At 52.2% G+C, this 21,499-nt stretch carries 25 protein-coding genes and 1 pseudogene; 15 read left to right on the top strand and 11 right to left on the bottom strand.

Features of this window, described 5'->3' with window-relative positions; genetic code table 11:
• A partial coding sequence (locus OGX92_RS23415) for an IS1 family transposase (RefSeq protein ID WP_071528444.1) occupies positions 1 to 62 on the top strand: 62 nt, incomplete at its 5' end.
• Positions 63 to 78: 16 nt separating this feature from the next.
• Here the strand turns inward: OGX92_RS23415 and OGX92_RS01890 are convergent.
• Positions 79 to 285, bottom strand: a pseudogene (locus OGX92_RS01890) (response regulator); the annotation flags it as partial.
• Positions 286 to 581: 296 nt separating this feature from the next.
• On the opposite strand from OGX92_RS01890, the gene OGX92_RS23550 reads away from it, so the two are divergent.
• The gene (locus tag OGX92_RS23550) at positions 582 to 725 is read left to right on the top strand and encodes a hypothetical protein (protein ID WP_502872865.1); all 144 of its coding nucleotides are present in this window, start codon (positions 582 to 584) and stop codon (positions 723 to 725) included.
• 19 nt (positions 726 to 744) lie between these two features.
• On the top strand, positions 745 to 969 hold the full coding sequence (locus OGX92_RS01885; protein ID WP_003030482.1) for a DUF2594 family protein: 225 nt from the start codon (positions 745 to 747) through the stop codon (positions 967 to 969).
• Positions 970 to 1,035: 66 nt separating this feature from the next.
• On the opposite strand, the gene sdiA is transcribed toward OGX92_RS01885, so the two are convergent.
• The 8 genes from sdiA to OGX92_RS01845 form a co-directional block, all read right to left on the bottom strand.
• Positions 1,036 to 1,758: a quorum-sensing transcriptional regulator SdiA gene (gene sdiA / locus OGX92_RS01880; protein WP_008785095.1), complete on the bottom strand. Its 723-nt coding sequence runs from the start codon at positions 1,756 to 1,758 to the stop codon at positions 1,036 to 1,038.
• A 230-nt stretch (positions 1,759 to 1,988) separates the two neighbouring features.
• Positions 1,989 to 2,741, bottom strand: a complete 753-nt coding sequence (gene tcyN / locus OGX92_RS01875) for an L-cystine ABC transporter ATP-binding protein TcyN (RefSeq protein ID WP_003030477.1) — start codon at positions 2,739 to 2,741, stop codon at positions 1,989 to 1,991.
• Positions 2,738 to 3,406 carry a cystine ABC transporter permease gene (gene tcyL, locus OGX92_RS01870; protein WP_003030474.1) on the bottom strand — a complete coding sequence of 223 codons (669 nt, stop codon included), beginning with the start codon at positions 3,404 to 3,406 and terminating at the stop codon, positions 2,738 to 2,740. The genes tcyN and tcyL overlap by 4 nt, the downstream gene beginning before the upstream one ends.
• Positions 3,407 to 3,426: 20 nt before the next feature.
• Complete coding sequence (dcyD, locus tag OGX92_RS01865) at positions 3,427 to 4,413, bottom strand: D-cysteine desulfhydrase (RefSeq protein ID WP_032943823.1); 987 nt, start codon at positions 4,411 to 4,413, stop codon at positions 3,427 to 3,429.
• Positions 4,414 to 4,520: 107 nt separating this feature from the next.
• A complete protein-coding gene (gene tcyJ, locus OGX92_RS01860) occupies positions 4,521 to 5,321 on the bottom strand; it encodes a cystine ABC transporter substrate-binding protein (RefSeq protein ID WP_003030469.1) in 801 nt (266 codons plus the stop codon).
• 100 nt (positions 5,322 to 5,421) lie between these two features.
• A complete protein-coding gene (gene fliZ / locus OGX92_RS01855; protein ID WP_003030467.1) occupies positions 5,422 to 5,973 on the bottom strand; it encodes a flagella biosynthesis regulatory protein FliZ in 552 nt (183 codons plus the stop codon).
• 57 nt (positions 5,974 to 6,030) lie between these two features.
• Complete coding sequence (locus OGX92_RS01850) at positions 6,031 to 6,750, bottom strand: RNA polymerase sigma factor FliA (RefSeq protein ID WP_003030465.1); 720 nt, start codon at positions 6,748 to 6,750, stop codon at positions 6,031 to 6,033.
• Positions 6,751 to 6,912: 162 nt separating this feature from the next.
• The gene (locus OGX92_RS01845) at positions 6,913 to 8,391 is read right to left on the bottom strand and encodes a flagellin N-terminal helical domain-containing protein (RefSeq protein WP_286586177.1); all 1,479 of its coding nucleotides are present in this window, start codon (positions 8,389 to 8,391) and stop codon (positions 6,913 to 6,915) included.
• A 255-nt stretch (positions 8,392 to 8,646) separates the two neighbouring features.
• Here OGX92_RS01845 and fliD point away from each other — a divergent pair, with 255 nt between their 5' ends.
• The 4 genes from fliD to amyA all read left to right on the top strand — a co-directional run bounded on the left by fliD (position 8,647) and on the right by amyA (position 12,403).
• Positions 8,647 to 10,053, top strand: a complete 1,407-nt coding sequence (gene fliD, locus OGX92_RS01840) for a flagellar filament capping protein FliD (protein ID WP_286586176.1) — start codon at positions 8,647 to 8,649, stop codon at positions 10,051 to 10,053.
• Positions 10,054 to 10,068: 15 nt separating this feature from the next.
• Complete coding sequence (fliS, locus tag OGX92_RS01835; RefSeq protein ID WP_286586175.1) at positions 10,069 to 10,476, top strand: flagellar export chaperone FliS; 408 nt, start codon at positions 10,069 to 10,071, stop codon at positions 10,474 to 10,476.
• Positions 10,476 to 10,847, top strand: a complete 372-nt coding sequence (gene fliT / locus OGX92_RS01830) for a flagella biosynthesis regulatory protein FliT (protein WP_008785101.1) — start codon at positions 10,476 to 10,478, stop codon at positions 10,845 to 10,847. Before fliS ends, fliT begins: the two co-directional genes overlap by 1 nt.
• 68 nt (positions 10,848 to 10,915) lie before the next feature.
• A complete protein-coding gene (gene amyA / locus OGX92_RS01825; RefSeq protein WP_286586174.1) occupies positions 10,916 to 12,403 on the top strand; it encodes an alpha-amylase in 1,488 nt (495 codons plus the stop codon).
• 40 nt (positions 12,404 to 12,443) lie between these two features.
• Here the strand turns inward: amyA and yedD are convergent, their stop codons facing one another.
• Complete coding sequence (gene yedD / locus OGX92_RS01820; protein WP_003030454.1) at positions 12,444 to 12,857, bottom strand: lipoprotein YedD; 414 nt, start codon at positions 12,855 to 12,857, stop codon at positions 12,444 to 12,446.
• A gap of 185 nt (positions 12,858 to 13,042) precedes the next feature.
• Here yedD and yedE point away from each other — a divergent pair, with 185 nt between their 5' ends.
• Both yedE and yedF read left to right on the top strand, forming a co-directional pair.
• Positions 13,043 to 14,248, top strand: coding sequence for a selenium metabolism membrane protein YedE/FdhT (gene yedE, locus OGX92_RS01815; RefSeq protein WP_063940428.1), 1,206 nt, complete (start codon positions 13,043 to 13,045; stop codon positions 14,246 to 14,248).
• The gene (yedF, locus tag OGX92_RS01810) at positions 14,245 to 14,478 is read left to right on the top strand and encodes a sulfurtransferase-like selenium metabolism protein YedF (protein ID WP_000790504.1); all 234 of its coding nucleotides are present in this window, start codon (positions 14,245 to 14,247) and stop codon (positions 14,476 to 14,478) included. Before yedE ends, yedF begins: the two co-directional genes overlap by 4 nt.
• Positions 14,479 to 14,532: 54 nt before the next feature.
• On the opposite strand, the gene fliE is transcribed toward yedF, so the two are convergent.
• Positions 14,533 to 14,847 (bottom strand): flagellar hook-basal body complex protein FliE, encoded by a 315-nt coding sequence (gene fliE, locus OGX92_RS01805; RefSeq protein ID WP_125112510.1) that lies wholly within the window; start codon positions 14,845 to 14,847, stop codon positions 14,533 to 14,535.
• Positions 14,848 to 15,063: 216 nt separating this feature from the next.
• Between fliE and fliF the strand changes: the two genes are divergently transcribed.
• Genes fliF through fliK form a run of 6 tightly spaced genes read left to right on the top strand, consistent with a single transcriptional unit; the run spans position 15,064 to position 21,474 of the window.
• Complete coding sequence (gene fliF / locus OGX92_RS01800; RefSeq protein WP_125112511.1) at positions 15,064 to 16,737, top strand: flagellar basal-body MS-ring/collar protein FliF; 1,674 nt, start codon at positions 15,064 to 15,066, stop codon at positions 16,735 to 16,737.
• Positions 16,730 to 17,728, top strand: coding sequence for a flagellar motor switch protein FliG (gene fliG, locus OGX92_RS01795; RefSeq protein WP_003834047.1), 999 nt, complete (start codon positions 16,730 to 16,732; stop codon positions 17,726 to 17,728). Before fliF ends, fliG begins: the two co-directional genes overlap by 8 nt.
• Positions 17,721 to 18,428, top strand: coding sequence for a flagellar assembly protein FliH (gene fliH, locus OGX92_RS01790; protein WP_003834049.1), 708 nt, complete (start codon positions 17,721 to 17,723; stop codon positions 18,426 to 18,428). The genes fliG and fliH overlap by 8 nt, the downstream gene beginning before the upstream one ends.
• A complete protein-coding gene (fliI, locus tag OGX92_RS01785) occupies positions 18,428 to 19,798 on the top strand; it encodes a flagellar protein export ATPase FliI (protein ID WP_003030440.1) in 1,371 nt (456 codons plus the stop codon). The genes fliH and fliI overlap by 1 nt, the downstream gene beginning before the upstream one ends.
• Before the next feature lie 21 nt (positions 19,799 to 19,819).
• Positions 19,820 to 20,263 carry a flagellar export protein FliJ gene (gene fliJ / locus OGX92_RS01780; RefSeq protein ID WP_003834052.1) on the top strand — a complete coding sequence of 148 codons (444 nt, stop codon included), beginning with the start codon at positions 19,820 to 19,822 and terminating at the stop codon, positions 20,261 to 20,263.
• Complete coding sequence (gene fliK, locus OGX92_RS01775) at positions 20,260 to 21,474, top strand: flagellar hook length control protein FliK (RefSeq protein ID WP_193134135.1); 1,215 nt, start codon at positions 20,260 to 20,262, stop codon at positions 21,472 to 21,474. The genes fliJ and fliK overlap by 4 nt, the downstream gene beginning before the upstream one ends.
• Positions 21,475 to 21,499: the final 25 nt, after the last annotated feature.

Raw genomic sequence — 21,499 nt, 5'->3', positions numbered from 1 at the left:
AATCGGTGGAGCTGCATGACAAAGTCATCGGGCATTATCTGAACATAAAACACTATCAATAAGTTGGAGTCATTACCCAATTTTGCGGGTTGCTTCCAGACCGCCAATACCGGGCATATTCATATCCATCAGCACAACGTCAACGGAATTTGAGCGGCACCATTTTACCGCATCTTCACCGCAGCACGCTTCGCCGACAACTTTTATGCCTTTTATATCTTCCAGAATGCGTCGTATCCCTGCGCGCACCAGTTCGTGGTCATCAACAAGAAAAACGTTGATCAAAGGAATATCTCCAGAATAGGGATAACGCTACCGATAGTTAATCGGTCCTATGTTAACGGGTTTTATCTCAACTTTGAAATGTAAAAAACGCCCGACTTTCGATTTTGCTCTCGTTTTTGGAAATTAGATTGTACGACGAGTGGAAACTTTCAGTCCTGACAGCCTTCTGCCACGGTTATATCTGCATAGCTGTTTCAGAATAGTGACAAAAAATTCATATTCCTCCGCTGAATGCAAAATAGGCAGTCAAAGTTGTAACAATAATTAACGAGGAAAATACTCGAAATAAACAACATGTGGAGAAAATATATGCACTGCAACATATTGTTTATTTTAATGGCCACAACATTCATCCGCGCAAAAAACAACCACAGATATTTTTAGCCTCGCTTATGGTATACTCCGCCGCCTTAAGATTTGACATCGCACTTTTTCATTGAAACATAACGAGGAAAATAAATGAGTACGCCTGACTTTTCCACTGCTGAGAATAACCAGGAACTGGCCAATGAAGTCACCTGCCTGAAAGCCATGTTAACGCTGATGCTGCAGGCAATGGGTCAAGCCGATGCAGGCCGCGTGATTCTTAAAATGGAAAAACAGCTCGCGCTGATTGAAGATCAATCACAGGCGGCGGTATTTTCCAACACGGTTAAGCAAATTAAACAAGCTTACCGCCAGTAAAAAGAAACCGGCTGATAGCAATGCTCTCAGCCGGTTTTGCGTCTGACACTCAGAACGATAATTTACTCAGATAAGCCCGGTTGCCGCGGCATAACAGGCTATCTGCGTTTTGTTTGGCGCATTGAATTTCTTTTGCATATTCTTCTGGTGGAAGTTCACTGTATTTTCGGAAATCGACAGAATGATGGCTATCTCTGAAGAGGTCTTCCCCTCGGCCGTCCATTTCAATATTTCCTTTTCCCGCTTGCTAAAGCGCATTTCTGGCGCCATAACCATGTCATCTTCCAGCCGCGTCAGTACAGACAGGCTTTCCCGTACCAGAAGCTGCATCCTGAGCTCCACTTCATCGCTCGCAAGGCGACTGTTACGGATACTTGCACGCGATACTGATAAAAAACCCAACGCCCGATTAGGCAACATTAAGCATTGCGTCATCCCTTTGCGTAAACCGTGATTGCGTGCGGCGTCCCACAAAGGTTGCGCATCGCGAAACAGAGTATCGTTCCAGGGTAAATGCCCCTGACTGAAGTTTTCAGGTTTCAGCACCGGATCAATGGCGAAATAATTTTCGGACTGATAATGCGCCACCCATGCTTTGGGATAGGTCGTATGAAGAGACGTTTTAGGTCGGGTGAAAGGTACCGGATGACGAACACAGAGCGCGTAAAAATCGAACTCTAAGTGCTGCGTCTGTTGTTGTAATTCCGTATAGACATCCTCTGCCGTCGCCATTTCCTGAAAGCGTAACAGCATGCTCCGTCGCCAGGTGAAGAAATCATGATCCTGCATACTAAGTGGTAATGCCCCTGAGATTGATAATCATCCAAACATATGAAACAAGCTAACACATAAATGTATTTTATATATGCAAATTATCGGACAAATGAACAATTACTTGAGTATTACTCAACAGTGGAAGGAAGTAACAGATTCAAGCGTTAATAATAAAGCAATAATTATAAATAGTTATGCGAAGAGCACTCGCCAGAAACAATCCCAGCGAGCGCTATATGTACTATTTATTGCATCAAAAACTTTTCAAGAAACTGACGGGTACGCGGCTGCTGCGGATGCGTGAATAAGGATTTTGCTGGTCCCTGCTCTACAATCCGTCCTTGATCCATAAATATCGCTCTATCGGCAACATCGCGAGCAAAGCTCATTTCATGCGTCACAATCACCATGGTGCGTTTTTCCTGCGCCAGTTGGCGGATGGTATTAAGTACCTCGCCAACCAGTTCAGGATCAAGTGCGGAGGTCGGTTCATCAAAAAGAATAACCTCAGGTCGCATCGCCAGCGCTCGGGCAATCGCTACGCGCTGCTGCTGTCCGCCCGATAAACGCCGCGGATAGCTGGTTTCTTTACCTGCCAGCCCAACTTTCGCCAGCAATTCACGCGCACGAGCTGTCGCTTCAGCTTTTGGTTCACCTTTGACTATCACCGGCCCTTCAATAATGTTTTCCAGCACCGTCCGATGCGGGAACAAATTAAAGTTCTGGAACACAAAACCGACGTGCTGACGTAACTGACGAATCAGCCCTTTCTGCTGGGTCAACGAACGCGCGGTATCAATGGTAATCTCACCCACTTTAATGGTGCCCGCCTCCGGTTGCTCCAGCAAATTAATGCTACGCAGCAGCGTGGTTTTGCCCGATCCGCTCGGCCCGATAATCGCGACTACTTCACCAGGTTTGACGTCAAGATCGATCCCATGCAGCACCGTTTGCCCATGAAATTTTTTGACCAGGTTTCTGACTTCGATAGCACTCATTTCGGCTCTCTCTCCTGGCGATTCAGTTGTTCTTCAAAATAGTTTTGCAGCGCAGAAAGCACCGTCGCCATCACCCAGTAAATCAACGAGGCCGCCAGATACATCGTAAAGACTTCCAGCGTACGCGAGGTAATCAGCTGCGCCTGACGGAACAGTTCCGGTACCTGAATAGTGGCGGCCAAAGAAGTATCTTTCACCAGACTGATAAAGCTGTTGCTCAGCGGCGGCAACGCAACGCGCGCAGCCTGCGGCAGGATTGCCCGGCGCATGGTCTGCCAGCGCGTCATACCAATACTGGCACCCGCCTCCCACTGTCCTTTGTCGATGGAAGAGATTGCCGCACGCAGGGTTTCCGCAGCGTAGGCAGCCGTATTCAGCGACAAGCCAATCATCGCCGCCGGGATGGGATCAAGCTCAATACCAAACTGTGGCAGACCGTAATAGATCATGAACAGCTGGGCAATCAGCGGTGTTCCGCGAAAAATAGAGATATAAAAACGCGCCAGCCAGCGCACAGGCAACAGCGGCGACAAACGCATCAGCGCCAGGATAAACCCCAGCACGAGGCCAAAAAACATGCCGCCGATACTCAGTTGCAGCGTAAAAACCGCGCCTTTGAGCAGATACGGCAGAGAATCAATTACCAGTTGGATACTTTCATGCATTAGCGTTTTCGACCTGGTTGTTACACATGTGGATGGTAGGCAAACAGTGCTGGTGCCCCACCGGTATGAATAAAGAGGATTGGCCCTTCGTCTTTAAAGCGTTTCTGGCTGATACCGTCAATCAAACCCGCCATCGCCTTACCGGTATACACCGGATCCAACAAAATGCCTTCCAGGCGCGCCAGCAATTTTACCGCCTCCATGCCCTCTTCGTTTGGCGTACCGTAGCCTGGCGCAAAATAATCGTCCCATAGCAGGATATCCGCGGAGGCCGTCAGTTCCAGTTCTCGGGCAATATCCTGCTGCAGCGTAACAACTTTGGGTTTTTGATCCGCCACGCTGCGCGAGACAGTCACGCCGATAAGCTCGACGTCTGGCATCAGTTGTTCCAGGCCCACGGCCAGTCCGGCATGCGTTCCCGCACTGCCTGAGGCAACCACAACGGAAGAAAGTGCAACGGCCCCTTCACACTGCTGGGCAATTTCCAGCGCGCTTTCCACATAACCCAGTGCGCCCAGCGCGTTAGAACCGCCAACCGGGATCACATACGGGCGGAAGCCCTGTGCTTCAATGCGCGTAGCCAGTTCCTGAAGTTGCGCATTCGGGTCGGTCAGCGCATCGCACATTTCGATCTGCGTATTAAACAGGTCCAGCAGCAGACGGTTGCCATTGGTGAGATAGTTTTCCGCCGTGGTGCCAATCGGATTTTCCAACAGAGCTACGCAGTGCAGGCCAAGCTTAGCTGCTACCGCCGCCGTCTGGCGCACATGGTTAGACTGAATCGCACCCGCGGTTATCAGCGTATCAGCGCCTTCACGCAGTGCGTCTGCGGCAAGGAACTCCAGCTTACGCAGCTTATTGCCGCCCATGGCCATCGGCGTGACGTCATCGCGTTTGATGAAAATATCGCGCCCGAGGTAGTCGGAGAAGCGTGGAAGATATTCGAGCGGCGTTGGCGCGCCAATAAATTCCAGACGTGGAAAGCGCGTTAAGTTATGCAGCGGCATACAGCCTCCGGTATTCGTTGTTGTGATGTTCTTTTTATTATGCACGCTCAGGCGCAATGAAATAAAAAAAGGCGCTGTTAAAGGCGCCTTTTTTCATCGGATGCCGATTATTTCGTCACATCCGCTCCAAACCATTTTTCAGACAGCGCTTTCAGCGTACCGTCTTTCTGCATTTCAGCAATGGCCGCATCAACCGCTTTCAGCAGATCTTCATTGCCTTTGCGCAGCGCCACGCCGGACTCCTGGCGGGAGAATGCTTCACCGGTCACAGCCAGCGTATCTTTGGTTTTCTTGACCAGATCCAGCGCCGCCAGACGGTCAACCAGAATGGCGTCGATACGGCCTACACGCAGATCCTGGTATTTGGTCGGGTCATCATCATAGGTACGAATATCCACGCCCTGCACGTTCTGGCGCAGCCACTCTTCATAGTTGGTGCCCAGACCAACGCCGACTTTTTTACCTTTCAGATCGGCAGCGGTCTTAATAACGCCTTCATTACCTTTCTTCACCAGCGCCTGAATACCAGAAACCGTATACGGGGTAGAGAAATCGTATTTTTTCTTACGTTCGTCAGAGATGGTCACCTGGTTGATGACCACGTCAATGCGCTTGGAATCAAGAGAGGCCAGCATACCGTCCCACTTGGTCGGCTTCAGATTAGCTTTCACCCCAAGGTGCTTGGCCAGTTCCTCAGCGAACTCCACTTCGAAACCGGTCAACTTGCCATCATCGCCCTGAAAACTAAACGGGGGATAGGTCCCTTCCAGGCCCACCAGCAGCGTGCCACGCTCTTTAACTTTATTTAACAGACCTTCATCTGCATAAGTCTTTACGCTCATTCCAGCGACAAGTGCAACAGCCATTACACCCATCAGAGCCTGACGTCCCAGAAGTGCTAATTTCATAGTTACCCCGAATATTGTCATTAGTGACTGCTATTTATGAGCATAGTGTAAAGCGTTTGCTGTGTTCCACAAACACGACTCTGTTACACCTTATTCGTTTTTAATATATATCAGAACTGGCTGTCCAGGAGGATTTCTGCATATGTCCCATATGGGTATGGGCTTTGAACTGCTCATACTTACGTAAGGCTATGCGGTAATTGTTGGTGCTGGTTTCCGGCAGCCACGGGGCAAGGTTTTCGTCGAGGAACCCTTCCTGCAGCAGGTCATGAGAGATATTTTGTTCGGTCAGGTGATTCCCGAGGCGACGCAGGCGGACAACGTATTCACGTACCGTGCCGTGACTCATTTCGGTCTGCTCAAATAAAAACTGTTTAAAACCGATAATGTCGAAAAAGTCGCTCTGCTCTTTGCAATGCAAATCACCGCAAAAACGACACAGTGCCACCCACTCTTTTTTCTCCTGCTCCCACTCGGCTTCATCCAACAACGTGTCCAGTCGGGCGATGGCGATTTTATTCACAATTTGCCCGCGACGAACCAGCGTGATCCTGTCGAGCAACTTAAAGCAATGGGCGCAATGCGTCTGGCTGTGTTTGAAATCTTTGAGGTAGCGGCTTAGAGGCCGTCTTTTTGATTGCTGCACCGTCATGAGAACTCCTGGTAGTCAATTCGTAATGCGGCATTGTTCAGGGGTAATGATGTACCCCTATAGCTTACCCAGCTTGGTGCGTAGACGTTTGATGGCCTGACTGTGCAACTGGCTAACCCGTGACTCCCCGACTTCCAGTACCGCGCCAATCTCTTTCAGATTGAGCTCTTCCTGGTAGTACAGCGTTAACACCAGCTTTTCGCGCTCCGGCAACGCCTCGATCGCGTCCATCACGCGCTGGCGGAGGTTACCCTCAAGTAGCTGTTGTAACGGGTTTTCCTGCTGATGTTCTTCCGTCACCAGCTCAATACTATCGCCATGCTCTTCCCGCCACTCGTCATAAGAGAAGAGTTGGCTGTTATTGGTATCGAGCAACATCTGACGATACTCTTGCACAGGAATAGCCAGACGCGCCGCCACTTCGGTTTCCGTCGCGTTGCGCCCTAATTCCTGCTCCAGTTGTCCCATCGCCTGTGCCACTTCGCGAGCATTGCGCCGAACGCTACGCGGCACCCAATCCCGGCTACGTAGTTCGTCCAGCATTGCTCCACGAATACGCTGCACTGCGTAAGTGGTAAATGCCGTTCCTTGCAAAGCGTCATATCGGTCAACGGCATTCAATAACCCGATGCCGCCCGCTTGTAGCAGGTCATCCAGTTCTACGCTCGCCGGCAAACGCACCTGAAGGCGCAATGCTTCGTGACGCACCAACGGTACATAACGCTGCCACAGCGAGTGTTTATCCATTACACCTTCAGCGGTATACAGTGAATTCACGATAAACAGCCCTGCGTTAAATGAGTTATCGGCATGATTATCCGTTTCTGCAGGGGTTTTAATCGGGTGAATAGTGGGTGAAATGAGGGGTTATTTGGGGGTTACGGGTAAAGCTAAATATAAAAAACCCCGCTGGAGCGGGGTTTGCGCAGTAAGCGTAAATTAACGCAGCAGAGACAGAACGTTCTGCGGAACCTGGTTGGCCTGTGCCAGTACAGAAGTCCCTGCTTGCTGCAGGATCTGTGCTTTGGACATATTGGACACTTCGGTCGCGTAGTCAGCATCTTCGATACGGCTACGAGCAGAAGACAGGTTGTTAACGGTGTTGCCCAGGTTGGTGATAGTAGAATCGAAACGGTTCTGTACCGCACCGAGGTCAGAACGCAGTGCATCAACCTGCGCCAGAGCCTTATCAATAGCCTCCAGAGGATTGGCTGTTGCTTTTTTCGCAACGCTTTCGGCAACCAGAGTTGCTTTACCTGCCTGATTCTGACTCAGGAACATTGCAACGCCGCCGTTGGTAACTTTGCTACCGTCAGCTGATACATCATAGGCTTTGCCATCAATAGTCAGAGTACTGCCAGATTTAGTACCCGCGGCTTTGAGATCATCTACAGTAGCTGCACGGTTAGTTTCAGAAGCATTAGTTGTCAATTTACCACTTACAGATGAAGTAAAAACGTCAGCGTCCGTTTTTACCTTACCACCCGTACCACCCGTAGCAGTTTCTGTAGTAAATGTAACGACCTTACCGCCGATATTCGCAGTAAAGGTACCATTACCATCACCATCCGCATCTTTACCACTTACTGTAAAATCAATACCTGCAGCAGTAAACGTCTGACCTACTTTAAGCCCTTGAGCCTCAGTAGCAATAGCATCAGCACCTGCTGTTGCTGCTGTGCCAGTATAAACAGCCGTGCCATTAGATTTGGTGTTTGTGGCAGATAACTCTCCAGTTTTAGCATCAATGTACTGTGATGCATTTGCACCATCAGTAACTTTTCCATCTTTGATATTTACCTTATAGGTGGTACCACCTACAGCATAATTATCAGAACCAGTAGCGTCGAATTTAGACACTAAATCGCTACCCGTTGCTGCTTTTGAACCATTGACGTTAAAGCCATCCATTCCCAGAGTTTTGGAATCGATTTTTTTCAGGTCAATGGAGATAGTTTCGCCATCATTTGCACCAACCTGAATTTTCAGGGTGTTATCGCCTGCCAGTACTTTCACGCCGTTAAACTGAGTCTGACCGGAAACGCGATCAATCTCGCTCAGGCGCTGGGTGATTTCGTTCTGGATAGAGGTCAGGTCGCTATCAGAGTTAGACCCGTTAGTTGCCTGAACAGACAGCTCACGTACACGCTGCAGGTTGTTGTTGATTTCGTTCAGTGCGCCTTCGGTAGTCTGCGCGATGGAGATACCGTCGTTGGCGTTACGGGAAGCCTGGGTCAGGCCTTTGATGTTAGAGGTGAAGCGGTTAGCGATCGCCTGACCAGCAGCATCGTCTTTCGCGCTGTTGATACGCAGACCAGAAGACAGACGCTCGATAGCGGAGCTCAGGGTAGACTGAGATTTGTTCAGGTTGTTCTGGGTCAACAGCGACAGGCTGTTTGTATTGATGACTTGTGCCATGATCTTTTCCTTATCAATTACAACTTGATGTTATTGGGCTGTTGCCCACGGTTTCTCACCGTAACCCATGTATCGGCACCTTAATTTCGAACTTTAGAAAATTTTTACTTTCCGCCCGCTTTTTTCTTAGCCCCTGAAATACCCTCTTTATATGTCACTATTCTGGGCATTATTTTTGCAAAACTATTATTAAACTTTGCGCGCAGATTGCCGATAACCCGCTTAACTACTGTTTGCAATCACAAGGAATTAGGCATGCCTTCATTTACATCATTGGGCGTCGGCTCAAACTTACCACTGGATACATTGCTGACAAACTTAACCACTGCTGAAAAAAAGCGTTTAACTCCAATTACTCAACAGCAGAGTTCGAATACGGCAAGATTAACCGCCTACGGCACGCTGAAAAGCGCGCTGGAAAAATTCCAGACGGCAAACACCACGCTAAATAGCGCCGATCTGTTTAAAAGCACTACTGTAACCAGCAGTACAGAAGATCTGACAGTTTCGACTTCTGCCGGTGCAGCGCCCGGGACTTATCTCATCAGCGTAACGCAGCTGGCGCAGGCGCAATCATTAAGTACCAAAAGTGGAATCAGCTCAACGAAGGAAGCATTAGGTGACACCTCCTCCGACAGCCGCACAATTAAGATTGAGCAAAAAGGCCGCAAAGAACCTCTGGAAATTAAACTCAGCAAAGACCAAACGTCGTTGGAAGGGATCCGTGATGCCATTAACGACGCCGACAGCGGTATTTCCGCCAGTATCGTTAAAGTTAAAGAAAATGATTATCAGCTGGTATTAACGGCCGATAGCGGTGTCGATAATAAGATGACCATTTCCGTCAGCGGCGACAGTAAGCTTAATGACTTACTGGCATACGACAGCACCGCCGGCAGCGGAAATATGAAACAGCTGGTGGAAGCCAAAAATGCGCTGTTGAAAGTTAACGGTATTGATATTGAACGCCCAAGCAATACTATTACCGATGCCCCGCAGGGTGTGACGCTGAATCTGACTAAAGAAGTGACCGACGCGCGAATCACCGTCACCAAGAGCAATGATAAAGCCACGGAAGCAATCAAAGGTTGGGTTGATGCCTATAACTCGCTACTGGATACGTTCTCAACGCTGACCAAATACACTGAAGTTGATCCAGGTGCCGAAACCCAGGATACGAATAATGGTGCATTACTCGGCGACAGCGCTGTACGCACTATTCAGACAGGGATACGTGCCCAGTTTTCCAATGGTGCCAGCGACGGTACATTCAAAACGTTGGGTGAAATCGGTATTACTACCGACGGTACCTCAGGCAAGCTGAAAATTGACGACACTAAGCTGGAAAAAGCGCTGAAAGATAACACCGCAGCGACTCGTCAATTGCTGGTTGGTGATGGTAAAGAAACCGGTATTACCACCAAAATCGCTACCGAAGTAAAAGGTTACCTGGCCGACGACGGCATTATTGACGTTGCCCAGGACAATATTAACGCCACGCTGAAAAAACTGACCAAACAGTATCTGGCCGTCAGCAACAGCATCGACGATACCGTCGCGCGCTACAAAGCACAGTTTACCCAGCTTGATAGCATGATGAGTAAGCTGAATAGCACCAGTAACTATCTGGGCCAGCAATTTACAGCGATGAGTAATTCCTGATAACACGAGGTAAGTATGTATACCGCGAGCGGTACCAAAGCCTATGCACAGGTCAGCATAGAGAGTGGCGTGATGAGTGCCAGCCCACATCAGCTGATTGAAATGTTGTTTGATGGCGCAAACAGCGCCCTGGTGCGCGCTCGCCTGTTTATGCAGCAGGGTGATATCGTCGCCAAAGGCGAGGCTATAAGCAAAGCCATTAACATTATCGACAATGGTCTGAAAGCAGGCCTGGATCAGGAAACTGGCGGTGAAATCGCCACCAACCTGTCTTCGCTGTATGACTATATGATCCGCCGTTTACTGCAAGCTAACTTGCGTAATGATTGTCAGGCCATTGAAGAAGTCGAAGAGTTACTCGGCAACATTGCAGATGCCTGGAAACAGATCTCACCGAAAGCGTCGTCCCAGGAGTCTCGTTAATGACCTCAGCCGTGGAGTTTATCAACCGTTGGCAGCGCATTGCGCTACTCAGTCACTCACTGCTGGAACTGGCGCAGCGCGGTGAATGGGACCTTTTACTGGAACAGGAAGTTACCTATCTGCAAAGTATTGAAGTGGTCATGGAAGAGCAAACTCCACCGGGCATTACGCGAAGTATTCAGGACTTGGTTGCCGGGTATATTAAACAGACTCTGGATAACGAACAATTACTTAAAACGTTGTTGCAGCAGCGCCTGGATGAGCTCAGCAACCTCATCGGCCAGTCGACACGCCAAAAGACGCTGAATAACGCCTATGGTCGTCTTTCCGGTATGCTGCTGGTACCCGACGCCCCCACCTCGCCACAATAATTTCCCGTCTCGTCTGAATTATCTTCCATACTCCAGAGGTCGGCCAAACGACTTCTGGAGCACGGAAGATGAAAAATCCCACGTTATTGCAGTACTTCCACTGGTATTACCCTGATGGCGGTCAACTCTGGCCCGAACTTGCCGAACGCGCAGGCGGACTCAATGATATCGGCATCAATATGGTATGGCTGCCCCCCACCTATAAAGGCGCGTCTGGCGGCTATTCCGTTGGCTATGATTCCTACGATCTGTTTGACTTGGGCGAATTCGACCAAAAGGGAACCGTCGCCACCAAATACGGCGATAAAAACCAGCTGCTGGCGGCGATAGACGCGCTAAAACACAATGATATTGCCGTACTGCTGGACGTGGTGGTTAACCACAAAATGGGCGCTGATGAGAAAGAAAAGATCCGCGTCCAGCGCGTTAACGCCGAAGATCGCACGCAAATAGATGATGAGATTATCGAATGTGAGGGCTGGACGCGCTATACCTTCCCTGCCCGCGCTGGCCAGTACTCGCAATTCATTTGGGATTTTAAATGCTTCAGCGGCATTGACCATATCGAGAATCCAACCGAAGACGGGATTTTTAAAATCGTTAACGACTACACTGGCGAAGGCTGGAACGATCAGGTTGATGATGAGTTGGGTAATTTTGATTATCTGATGGGCGAAAACATTGATTTTCGCAATCACGCGGTGACTGAGGAGCTCAAATACTGGGCGCGTTGGGTAATGGAGCAAACCCAGTGTGACGGCTTTCGTTTAGATGCAGTGAAACATATTCCGGCATGGTTTTACAAAGAGTGGATCGAGCACGTGCAGGAAGTGGCACCCAAGCCGCTGTTTATTGTGGCGGAATACTGGTCACATGAAGTCGATAAGCTGCAAACCTACATTAATCAGGTGGAGGGGAAAACCATGCTGTTCGACGCCCCTTTGCAGATGAAATTCCACGAAGCTTCCCGTCAGGGCCGCGATTACGACATGAGCCAGATTTTCACCGACACTCTGGTGGAGGCCGATCCGTTTCATGCCGTCACGCTGGTGGCCAATCACGACACCCAACCCTTGCAGGCACTCGAAGCTCCCGTCGAGCCGTGGTTTAAGCCGCTGGCCTACGCGCTGATCCTGTTACGCGAAAACGGCGTACCGTCGGTGTTTTACCCTGACCTCTATGGAGCGCATTACGAAGACACCGGCGGCGATGGCGAAACTTATCCTATCGACATGCCGATCATTGAACAACTTGATGAACTGATCCTCGCGCGCCAGCGCTTCGCGCATGGGGTACAGACGCTCTTTTTCGATCATCCTAACTGTATCGCTTTTAGCCGCAGCGGTACGGATGAGGATCCCGGCTGTGTGGTGGTACTGTCTAACGGCGATGACGGAGAAAAGACCATCAATCTCGGCGCCAATTATGGTAATAAAACCTGGCGGGACTATCTGGGGAATCGTGAAGAAAGCGTGGTCACCGATGAAAACGGTGAAGCGACGTTTTTCTGTAACGGCGGGAGCGTCAGCGTATGGGTGATTGAAGACGTGTTGTAAAGCTCAACCCCGGTGACCGATGGTTACCGGGGCGTACGGCTTATGGCAGTGGCGTGGCCAGCGGCGTTTTCTTTAACGCGTCAGCACATTCCTGCGTCGGGCGATCCACCCGCTGCAGCGTCATACCGTCATATTCCAGCGTATTGCCTTCACGCTCGATCTCGTACAGCTCGCGTTTCACCGTCACGTTGGTGAGATCGCCAGAGAGCATCGTCAGTTTCCCCGGCAGCGCGATCACCCGCTGCCACTGGCGACAATCCAGCGTATCGCCCTCTTTCGTTATCACCAGGCTGGCAATGGCTTCCGGGCTGACCAGACTGCGTTGTGGACCTTTTGACTGCCAGTATCCTTCCAGACCGGCTGGCGCTGGCGTTTTCACCACGTCGTTATAATTTTCTACTTCGGCGCATCCGGTAAGCGCCAGAAATACACCAACGATTGCTAATTTTTTCATCATTCATCCTGCATGCGAAGAAAATGGGATTGTGGCATTAAAGGCCTGATGTCGCCAGCCTTTCGGCAGCGTTGAGAAAGATTGATCCAGACGGTGTTACCTCTTATTACTCATAGTCAAAAATTCTGAACGGTGTAGTATCCACACTTCTTGTTACATACCTTCTGAGTTCAGAGGCACAACGCATGTCATGGCAACACTTCAAACAGGCCTGGTTAATTAAATTTTGGGCCCCCGCCCCTGCGGTCATCGCAGCGGGTATTCTCTCCACTTACTATTTCGGCATTACGGGAACCTTCTGGGCCGTTACCGGTGAATTCACCCGCTGGGGTGGTCAAATCCTGCAACTGTTTGGTGTGCACGCCGAAGAGTGGGGATACTACAAGCTGATCCATCTCGAAGGCTCGCCCCTGACCCGCATCGACGGCATGATGATCCTCGGTATGTTCGGCGGCTGTTTTGCTGCCGCACTGTGGGCCAACAACGTCAAGTTACGCATGCCGCGCAGTCGGGTGCGCATTATGCAGGCGATAGTCGGCGGGGCAATCGCCGGATTCGGCGCACGGCTGGCAATGGGCTGTAACCTGGCCGCATTCTTCACCGGCATTCCGCAGTTCTCACTACACGCCTGGTTTTTTGCGCTGGCCACGGCCATTGGCTCCTGGTTTGGTGCACGCTTTACCCTGCTGCCAATATTTCGTATTCCGGTCAAAATGCAGAAAGTCTCCGCCGCTTCGCCGTTGACGCAAAAGCCGGATCAGGCCCGTCGCCGTTTCCGCCTGGGCATGCTGGTGTTTATCGGCATGATCGGCTGGGCGCTACTCACCGCGATGGATAAACCCAAACTCGGTCTGGCGATGCTGTTCGGTGTTGGGTTCGGTCTGCTGATTGAACGGGCGCAAATCTGCTTCACCTCCGCCTTCCGCGACCTGTGGATTTCTGGTCGCACCCACATGGCAAAAGCGATCATCTTCGGGATGGCGGTCAGCGCCATCGGTATCTTTAGCTACGTGCAACTGGGCGTCGAGCCTAAAATCATGTGGGCGGGTCCAAATGCGGTGATCGGCGGCTTGCTGTTCGGCTTTGGCATCGTTTTAGCGGGCGGATGTGAAACCGGCTGGATGTATCGCGCCGTTGAAGGCCAGGTGCATTACTGGTGGGTTGGTCTGGGCAACGTTATTGGCTCGACCATTCTGGCCTACTACTGGGATGATTTTGCTCCCGCGCTTGCCACCAACTGGGACAAAGTGAATCTGCTCAACACCTTCGGTCCGCTCGGCGGTCTGCTGGTGACCTATCTGCTGTTGTTTGCCGCGCTGATGCTCATTATCGGCTGGGAAAAACGTTTCTTCCGTCGCGCAGGGCTGACGCCTGCCAAGGAGTCTGTATGAAAAATATCGTGCCTGATTATCGCCTCGATATGGTCGGCGAACCGTGTCCATACCCGGCTGTAGCCACGCTGGAAGCGATGCCGCAATTGAAGAAAGGTGAAATTCTGGAAGTGGTGAGCGATTGCCCGCAGTCAATCAACAATATTCCACTGGATGCGCGTAATCACGGCTATACGGTGCTGGATATTCAGCAGGATGGCCCAACGATCCGCTATTTGATTCAGAAGTAACTGGTTGCCGGATGGCACTGCGCTTATCCGGCAAACATTTTCTGCACGTTGCCCCTACACCTGCATCGACATGACTTCCTGATAGGCCGACACCAGTTTATTACGCACCTGAATACCCATCTGCATCGATACCGACGCTTTTTGCATATCGGTCATCACATCATTTAACGCAATACCCGGCTCACCCAGGGTAAATTTCTCAGCCTGCGTACGGGACGCGGTTTGCACATCGCTGATCCTGTCTAACGCCGCATGCAGTTGTCCGGCAAAACTCACGGTCGGTTGTGGCTGCACATCCTGCATTTTTGCTGACATCGCCGTGGCCTGTAACTGGCTGATGACCCCTTCAATCCCCTGTATTGCCGACATTCTGATCCCCTGGATGATTTTTTACGTAGCTGAGATTACCAGTTAGTCAATAAGATAAAGGCGTTAAATAACGATAAAAAACCACGGTTTTTAACGCATAGAAAAATTCGAAACCGCAAATAATGAGACCGTCAATTTTTCGAGTTTGCTGACCCGGGAGTGAGTCTTGTTCCACTTTGCAAAAAACGCCGTCCACGATAAGCCACGAGGTGCGAGATGAGTGCGACAGCATCGACTGCAACCCAGCTTAAACCTCTCGAGTGGTTAAACCGCCTGCGCGCGAATCCCAGAATTCCTTTGATTGTGGCGGGAGCCGCTGCCGTCGCTATCATCGTGGCGATGGTCCTGTGGGCGAAAGCGCCTGACTATCGCACGCTGTTCAGCAATCTTTCCGATCAGGATGGTGGCGCGATTGTCACCCAACTGACGCAGATGAACGTTCCCTATCGTTTTACTGAGGGAAGCGGTGCTATAGAAGTTCCTGCCGATAAAGTCCACGAACTACGTTTACGTCTGGCGCAGCAAGGTCTGCCGAAAGGCGGCGCCGTTGGTTTTGAACTGCTGGATCAGGAAAAGTTTGGTATCAGCCAGTTTAGCGAGCAGGTCAACTACCAGCGTGCGCTGGAAGGTGAATTAGCCCGTACCATTGAAACGCTTGGACCGGTAAAACGCGCCCGCGTGCATCTGGCAATGCCGAAACCGTCGCTGTTTGTGCGTGAGCAAAAAGCGCCTTCGGCCTCCGTGACCGTGAATCTTGAACCGGGTCGCGCACTGGATGAAGGTCAGATCAGTGCAGTTACACATCTGGTTTCCAGCGCTGTCGCAGGGTTACCGCCGGGCAACGTTACGCTGGTCGACCAGGCAGGTCATCTGTTAACTCAGTCGAACACCAGCAGCCGCGATCTTAACGATGCGCAGTTGAAATACGCCAGCGATGTCGAAGGCCGCGTTCAACGTCGTATCGAATCGATCCTGTCGCCGATTGTCGGCAACGGTAACGTACATGCGCAGGTCACCGCGCAGCTGGATTTTGCTAATAAAGAGCAAACCGAAGAACAGTACCGTCCAAACGGTGATGATTCCCAGGCCGTCCTACGTTCACGCCAGTTAAACGTCAGCGAGCAGATCGGAAGCGGAGCGCCAGGCGGCGTACCGGGCGCATTGTCTAATCAACCAGCACCGGCTAATACCGCGCCAATCGCCAACCCTCCGGCTAATCAGCAAAATGCGCAAACCACGCAGACGGCAAATAACAACAATAATGCCGGTCCACGCAGTACGCAGCGCAATGAAACCAGCAACTATGAAGTCGACCGTACCATTCGCCACACCAAAATGAACGTCGGCGATGTGCAGCGTCTCTCGGTTGCAGTGGTGGTCAACTATAAAACGTTGCCGGACGGCAAACCGCTGCCGTTAACCGCCGATCAGATGAAACAGATTGAGGACCTGACCCGCGAAGCGATGGGCTTCTCCGACAAACGTGGCGATACCCTGAACGTGGTGAACTCTCCGTTCACGGCGACCGACGATTCCATTGGCGAGCTGCCGTTCTGGAAACAGCCGTTCTTTATTGATCAGTTGATGACCGCAGGCCGTTGGTTGCTGGTTCTGCTAGTTGCCTGGATCCTGTGGCGCAAAGCTGTTCGCCCGCAGTTAGTTCGCCGCAGCGAAGAAGCAAAAGCGGTACAAGAACAAACGCGTATCCGTCAGGAAACCGAAGAAGCGGTAGAAGTTCGCCTCAGCAAAGACGAACAGACCCAGCAGCGTCGTACGAATCAGCGTCTGGGTGCAGAAGTGATGAGCCAGCGTATTCGTGAAATGTCAGATAACGATCCGCGCGTCGTGGCGCTGGTCATTCGCCAGTGGATGAGTAACGATCATGAGTAATGCCCTTACCGGTACCGATAAAAGCGTCATCCTGCTGATGACCATTGGCGAAGATCGCGCGGCAGAGGTGTTTAAACACCTTTCCACGCGCGAGGTTCAGGCGCTGAGTACAGCGATGGCGAACGTACGCCAGATCTCCAACAAACAGTTGACGGAAGTGCTGGCCGAGTTTGAGCAAGAAGCAGAACAGTTTGCCGCGCTGAATATCAACGCCAACGAATATCTGCGCTCCGTGCTGGTGAAAGCGCTGGGCGAGGAACGCGCCTCCAGCCTGCTGGAAGATATTCTGGAAACCCGCGATACCACCAGCGGCATTGAAACGCTCAACTTTATGGAGCCGCAAAGCGCCGCCGACCTTATCCGCGACGAGCATCCGCAGATTATCGCCACCATTCTGGTACACCTCAAACGGGGCCAGGCCGCCGATATTCTGGCGCTGTTCGACGAGCGTTTACGTCACGACGTGATGCTGCGTATCGCCACCTTCGGCGGCGTGCAGCCTGCCGCGCTGGCAGAACTGACCGAGGTACTGAACGGTCTGCTCGATGGACAGAACCTCAAGCGCAGCAAAATGGGCGGCGTGAGAACGGCGGCAGAAATTATCAACCTGATGAAAACCCAGCAGGAAGAAGCGGTTATTACCGCCGTACGCGAATTCGACGGCGAACTGGCGCAGAAAATTATCGACGAGATGTTCCTGTTCGAAAACCTGGTGGAAGTCGACGATCGCAGTATCCAGCGTCTGCTGCAGGAAGTGGATTCCGAATCGCTGCTGATTGCGCTGAAAGGTGCCGAACAGCCACTACGCGAGAAGTTCCTGCGCAACATGTCGCAACGTGCTGCCGATATTCTGCGCGACGACCTTGCCAACCGCGGTCCGGTGCGCTTGTCGCAGGTGGAAAACGAACAGAAAGCGATTCTGCTTATTGTGCGTCGTCTGGCGGAAACCGGCGAGATGGTGATCGGCAGCGGCGAGGATACCTATGTCTAACGAACTGCCGTGGAAAGTCTGGACTCCGGACGATCTCGCCCCACCAATGGCAGAGTTCGTGCTGGCTGACCACAGCGAAACGCCGCTGTCCGAAGAGACGGAAGAACCCGAGCTTTCAGCAGAGCAACAGCTTGAACAACAGCTCGCACAGCTGCAAATGCAGGCCCATGAGCAAGGGTATAACGCGGGGCTGGCAGAAGGTCGACAAAAGGGTCATGAACAAGGCTATCAGGAAGGTCTGAGCCAGGGGCTGGAGCAAGGCCAGAACCAGGCGCGCGCGCAGCATGCGCCGATCCATGCCCGCATGCAGCAGTTGGTGAGCGAGTTTCAGAATACGCTGGACGCACTGGACAGCGTCATTGCCTCGCGCCTGATGCAAATGGCGCTGGAAGCTGCGCGTCAGGTGATTGGTCAGACGCCTATCGTGGATAACGCTGCGCTGATTAAGCAGATCCAACAGTTATTGCAACAGGAACCGCTGTTTAGCGGTAAACCGCAGCTGCGCGTCCATCCGGACGATCTCCAGCGTGTTGAGGAGATGCTCGGTGCCACGCTCAGCCTGCACGGCTGGCGGCTGCGCGGCGATCCCACGCTGCATCACGGCGGTTGTAAAGTCTCAGCAGACGAAGGCGATCTGGATGCCAGCGTCGCCACTCGCTGGCAAGAACTCTGCCGTCTGGCAGCGCCGGGAGTCGTGTAATGACCACTCGCCTGACTCGCTGGCTCAATACGCTGGACAACTTCGAAGAGAAAATGTCGCTGCTGCCTGCGGTGCGTCGTTACGGTCGCCTGACCCGCGCCACCGGGCTGGTGCTGGAAGCCACGGGGTTACAGCTGCCGTTGGGTGCCACCTGCGTCATTGAACGCCAGGACGGCAACGAAACCCAGGAAGTCGAAAGTGAAGTCGTGGGTTTTAACGGTCAACGTCTGTTTCTGATGCCGCTCGAAGAGGTCGAAGGCGTTCTGCCCGGCGCACGCGTATACGCGAAGAACATTGCCGGAGAAGGTCTGCAAAGCGGGAAGCAATTACCGCTTGGCCCTGCTCTGCTGGGTCGAGTGCTGGACGGTAGCGGCAAACCGCTCGACGGACTGCCCGCCCCGGATACCACCGAAACCGGCGCGCTGATTACGCCGCCGTTTAACCCGCTGCAACGTACCGCAATTGAACACGTCCTGGATACCGGCGTACGCCCCATCAACGCGTTATTAACCGTTGGTCGCGGCCAGCGTATGGGGCTTTTCGCAGGTTCCGGCGTCGGTAAAAGCGTCCTGCTCGGCATGATGGCGCGTTATACCCAGGCCGACGTCATCGTCGTGGGCCTGATTGGCGAGCGTGGCCGCGAAGTTAAAGATTTTATTGAAAATATTCTCGGCGCTGACGGTCGCGCACGCTCGGTAGTGATTGCCGCTCCGGCGGACGTCTCGCCGCTGTTACGTATGCAAGGCGCGGCCTATGCCACGCGCATCGCCGAAGATTTCCGCGATCGCGGACAGCACGTATTGCTGATTATGGATTCCCTCACCCGCTATGCAATGGCGCAACGTGAGATAGCCCTGGCAATCGGCGAGCCGCCGGCAACCAAAGGTTATCCGCCGTCAGTATTCGCCAAATTACCGGCGCTGGTTGAACGGGCCGGGAACGGTATCCACGGCGGCGGTTCAGTTACCGCGTTTTATACAGTACTGACCGAGGGTGACGACCAGCAGGACCCGATTGCCGATTCCGCGCGCGCGATACTGGACGGGCACATCGTGCTGTCTCGTCATTTAGCCGAAGCGGGTCACTATCCGGCCATCGATATTGAAGCCTCGATCAGCCGCGCCATGACCGCGCTCATTAGTGAAAAACACTATGCACGGGTACGTAACTTTAAACAGCTGCTGTCCAGCTTCCAGCGTAACCGCGATCTGGTCAGCGTGGGGGCGTATGCCAAAGGCAGCGATCCAATGCTGGATAAAGCCATCGCCTTATGGCCACAGCTGGAAGCGTTCTTACAGCAAGGCATTTTTGAACGGGCTGACTGGGAAGATTCTCTACAAGCTTTAGAACTGATTTTCCCTGGTGTGTGATTAAGCAGGAGAGCATAGGTCATGGCACAACATGGTGCGTTAGCAACACTGAAAGACCTGGCTGAAAAAGAGGTAGATGACGCCGCTGTCTTATTAGGAGAGATGCGTCGTGGCTGTCAGCAGGCGGAAGAACAGTTAAAAATGCTGATCGATTATCAGCATGAGTATCGCAACAATCTGAATACCGATATGGGCCAGGGTATTACCAGCAATCGCTGGATTAACTACCAGCAATTTATTCAGACGCTGGAAAAAGCGATTGAGCAACACCGCCAACAGCTCAATCAGTGGACGCAAAAAGTGGACATGGCTTTGAACAGTTGGCGCGACAAAAAACAACGATTACAGGCGTGGCAGACGTTGCAGGACAGACAAACCTCGGCGGCGTTACTGGCCGAAAACCGTCTGGATCAGAAAAAAATGGATGAATTTGCTCAGCGCGCAGCTATGAGGAAACCCGAATGATTACTTTACCCCAACTGATTACCACCGACACCGACGTAGCCGCAGGTCTTCAGTCAGGCAAAGCGGTAGATTCACCCGAGGATTTTTTAGCGCTGCTGGCTGGCGCATTAGGCGCGGGCGACGCGCAGGGTAAAGACGCACCTCTGTCGCTTGCCGACTTACAGGCGGCCAGCAGTAAGCTGCAAAAAGGGTTACTGCAAAAAAATGGCGATGCCGCGCAGTCGGTCAAATTAACCGATCTGTTGGCGCAACAGGAGCTACAAACCGAGGCTTCTCTTGCCGACATGACGGACGCTCAGCAACTGTTGTCTGCTCTCACACCTTCACTAAAAGCTAATGCCCTGACGACACTGGGCAAAGTTGCTCAGCAGGACGAAAAAAACACCACACTGAGTGATGACGATCTCGCCAATCTGAGCGCGTTGTTCGCCATGCTGCCAGGACAACCGCTGGCTACGCCTGCCGTCGACAGCGCACCAGCCCCAGTTGATGCCACGCTTTCGGCGTTGTCACGTGGCGCTGCACACGGTGCTATCGCCGATAACGCTGGCGAATTGCTGGCGGGTGATGCCAAAAAAGGCAAAGCGGATGTCACGGTTGCTGGCGGTGGTGCAAATCAAGTAAACAATCCAACATTAACCCCGCTGACGGCGGCGGCGAACGCCAGAGCTGAAATCGACAGCACCCCGTCACCAACCAGCATTGGCATGACTGCGGCCCCGCTAAGTGGTCCGCAAACACACGCACAACCGTTACCGACGGCCGCGCCGGTGTTAAGCGCTCCGTTAGGTAGCCATGAATGGCAGCAATCGCTGAGCCAGCACGTCACATTGTTCACGCGCCAGGGCCAGCAAAGCGCAGAGCTGCGTCTGCATCCGCAGGACCTGGGTCAGGTACATATTTCCCTCAAGATGGACGACAACCTCGCACAGTTGCAAATGGTTTCACCGCACAGTCACGTGCGCGCCGCACTGGAAGCCGCATTACCGATGCTGCGTACGCAGTTGGCTGAAAGCGGGATCCAACTGGGGCAAAGCAACATCAGCAGTGAAAGCTTCGCCGGACAACAGCAGTATTCCGGGCAGCAACAGCAGGCGGGTCGCGCTCAGGGACAAGACATTTTTGCTGCTGAAGATGACGCAATACTGGCAACCCCAGCCTCACTGCAAGCCGCTGCCCGCGGCGATGGCGCAGTAGACATCTTCGCCTAACGCCAGAGGTAGCATGATTATCCGC

Origin of the sequence: Citrobacter sp. Cpo089, from assembly GCF_030332695.1 — a bacterium.
Taxonomy (GTDB): Bacteria; Pseudomonadota; Gammaproteobacteria; order Enterobacterales; family Enterobacteriaceae; genus Citrobacter; species Citrobacter portucalensis.
This window is presented reverse-complemented; position numbering and strand designations above follow the sequence as displayed.

Coding starts and splice junctions, on each gene's coding strand:
- OGX92_RS01885 (WP_003030482.1), top strand. CDS start 745: ATGAGTACGCCTGACTTTTCCACTGCTGAGAATAACCAGGAACTGGCC.
- sdiA (WP_008785095.1), bottom strand. CDS start 1,758: ATGCAGGATCATGATTTCTTCACCTGGCGACGGAGCATGCTGTTACGC.
- tcyN (WP_003030477.1), bottom strand. CDS start 2,741: ATGAGTGCTATCGAAGTCAGAAACCTGGTCAAAAAATTTCATGGGCAA.
- tcyL (WP_003030474.1), bottom strand. CDS start 3,406: ATGCATGAAAGTATCCAACTGGTAATTGATTCTCTGCCGTATCTGCTC.
- dcyD (WP_032943823.1), bottom strand. CDS start 4,413: ATGCCGCTGCATAACTTAACGCGCTTTCCACGTCTGGAATTTATTGGC.
- tcyJ (WP_003030469.1), bottom strand. CDS start 5,321: ATGAAATTAGCACTTCTGGGACGTCAGGCTCTGATGGGTGTAATGGCT.
- fliZ (WP_003030467.1), bottom strand. CDS start 5,973: ATGACGGTGCAGCAATCAAAAAGACGGCCTCTAAGCCGCTACCTCAAA.
- OGX92_RS01845 (WP_286586177.1), bottom strand. CDS start 8,391: ATGGCACAAGTCATCAATACAAACAGCCTGTCGCTGTTGACCCAGAAC.
- fliD (WP_286586176.1), top strand. CDS start 8,647: ATGCCTTCATTTACATCATTGGGCGTCGGCTCAAACTTACCACTGGAT.
- fliS (WP_286586175.1), top strand. CDS start 10,069: ATGTATACCGCGAGCGGTACCAAAGCCTATGCACAGGTCAGCATAGAG.
- fliT (WP_008785101.1), top strand. CDS start 10,476: ATGACCTCAGCCGTGGAGTTTATCAACCGTTGGCAGCGCATTGCGCTA.
- amyA (WP_286586174.1), top strand. CDS start 10,916: ATGAAAAATCCCACGTTATTGCAGTACTTCCACTGGTATTACCCTGAT.
- yedD (WP_003030454.1), bottom strand. CDS start 12,857: ATGAAAAAATTAGCAATCGTTGGTGTATTTCTGGCGCTTACCGGATGC.
- yedE (WP_063940428.1), top strand. CDS start 13,043: ATGTCATGGCAACACTTCAAACAGGCCTGGTTAATTAAATTTTGGGCC.
- yedF (WP_000790504.1), top strand. CDS start 14,245: ATGAAAAATATCGTGCCTGATTATCGCCTCGATATGGTCGGCGAACCG.
- fliE (WP_125112510.1), bottom strand. CDS start 14,847: ATGTCGGCAATACAGGGGATTGAAGGGGTCATCAGCCAGTTACAGGCC.
- fliF (WP_125112511.1), top strand. CDS start 15,064: ATGAGTGCGACAGCATCGACTGCAACCCAGCTTAAACCTCTCGAGTGG.
- fliG (WP_003834047.1), top strand. CDS start 16,730: ATGAGTAATGCCCTTACCGGTACCGATAAAAGCGTCATCCTGCTGATG.
- fliH (WP_003834049.1), top strand. CDS start 17,721: ATGTCTAACGAACTGCCGTGGAAAGTCTGGACTCCGGACGATCTCGCC.
- fliI (WP_003030440.1), top strand. CDS start 18,428: ATGACCACTCGCCTGACTCGCTGGCTCAATACGCTGGACAACTTCGAA.
- fliJ (WP_003834052.1), top strand. CDS start 19,820: ATGGCACAACATGGTGCGTTAGCAACACTGAAAGACCTGGCTGAAAAA.
- fliK (WP_193134135.1), top strand. CDS start 20,260: ATGATTACTTTACCCCAACTGATTACCACCGACACCGACGTAGCCGCA.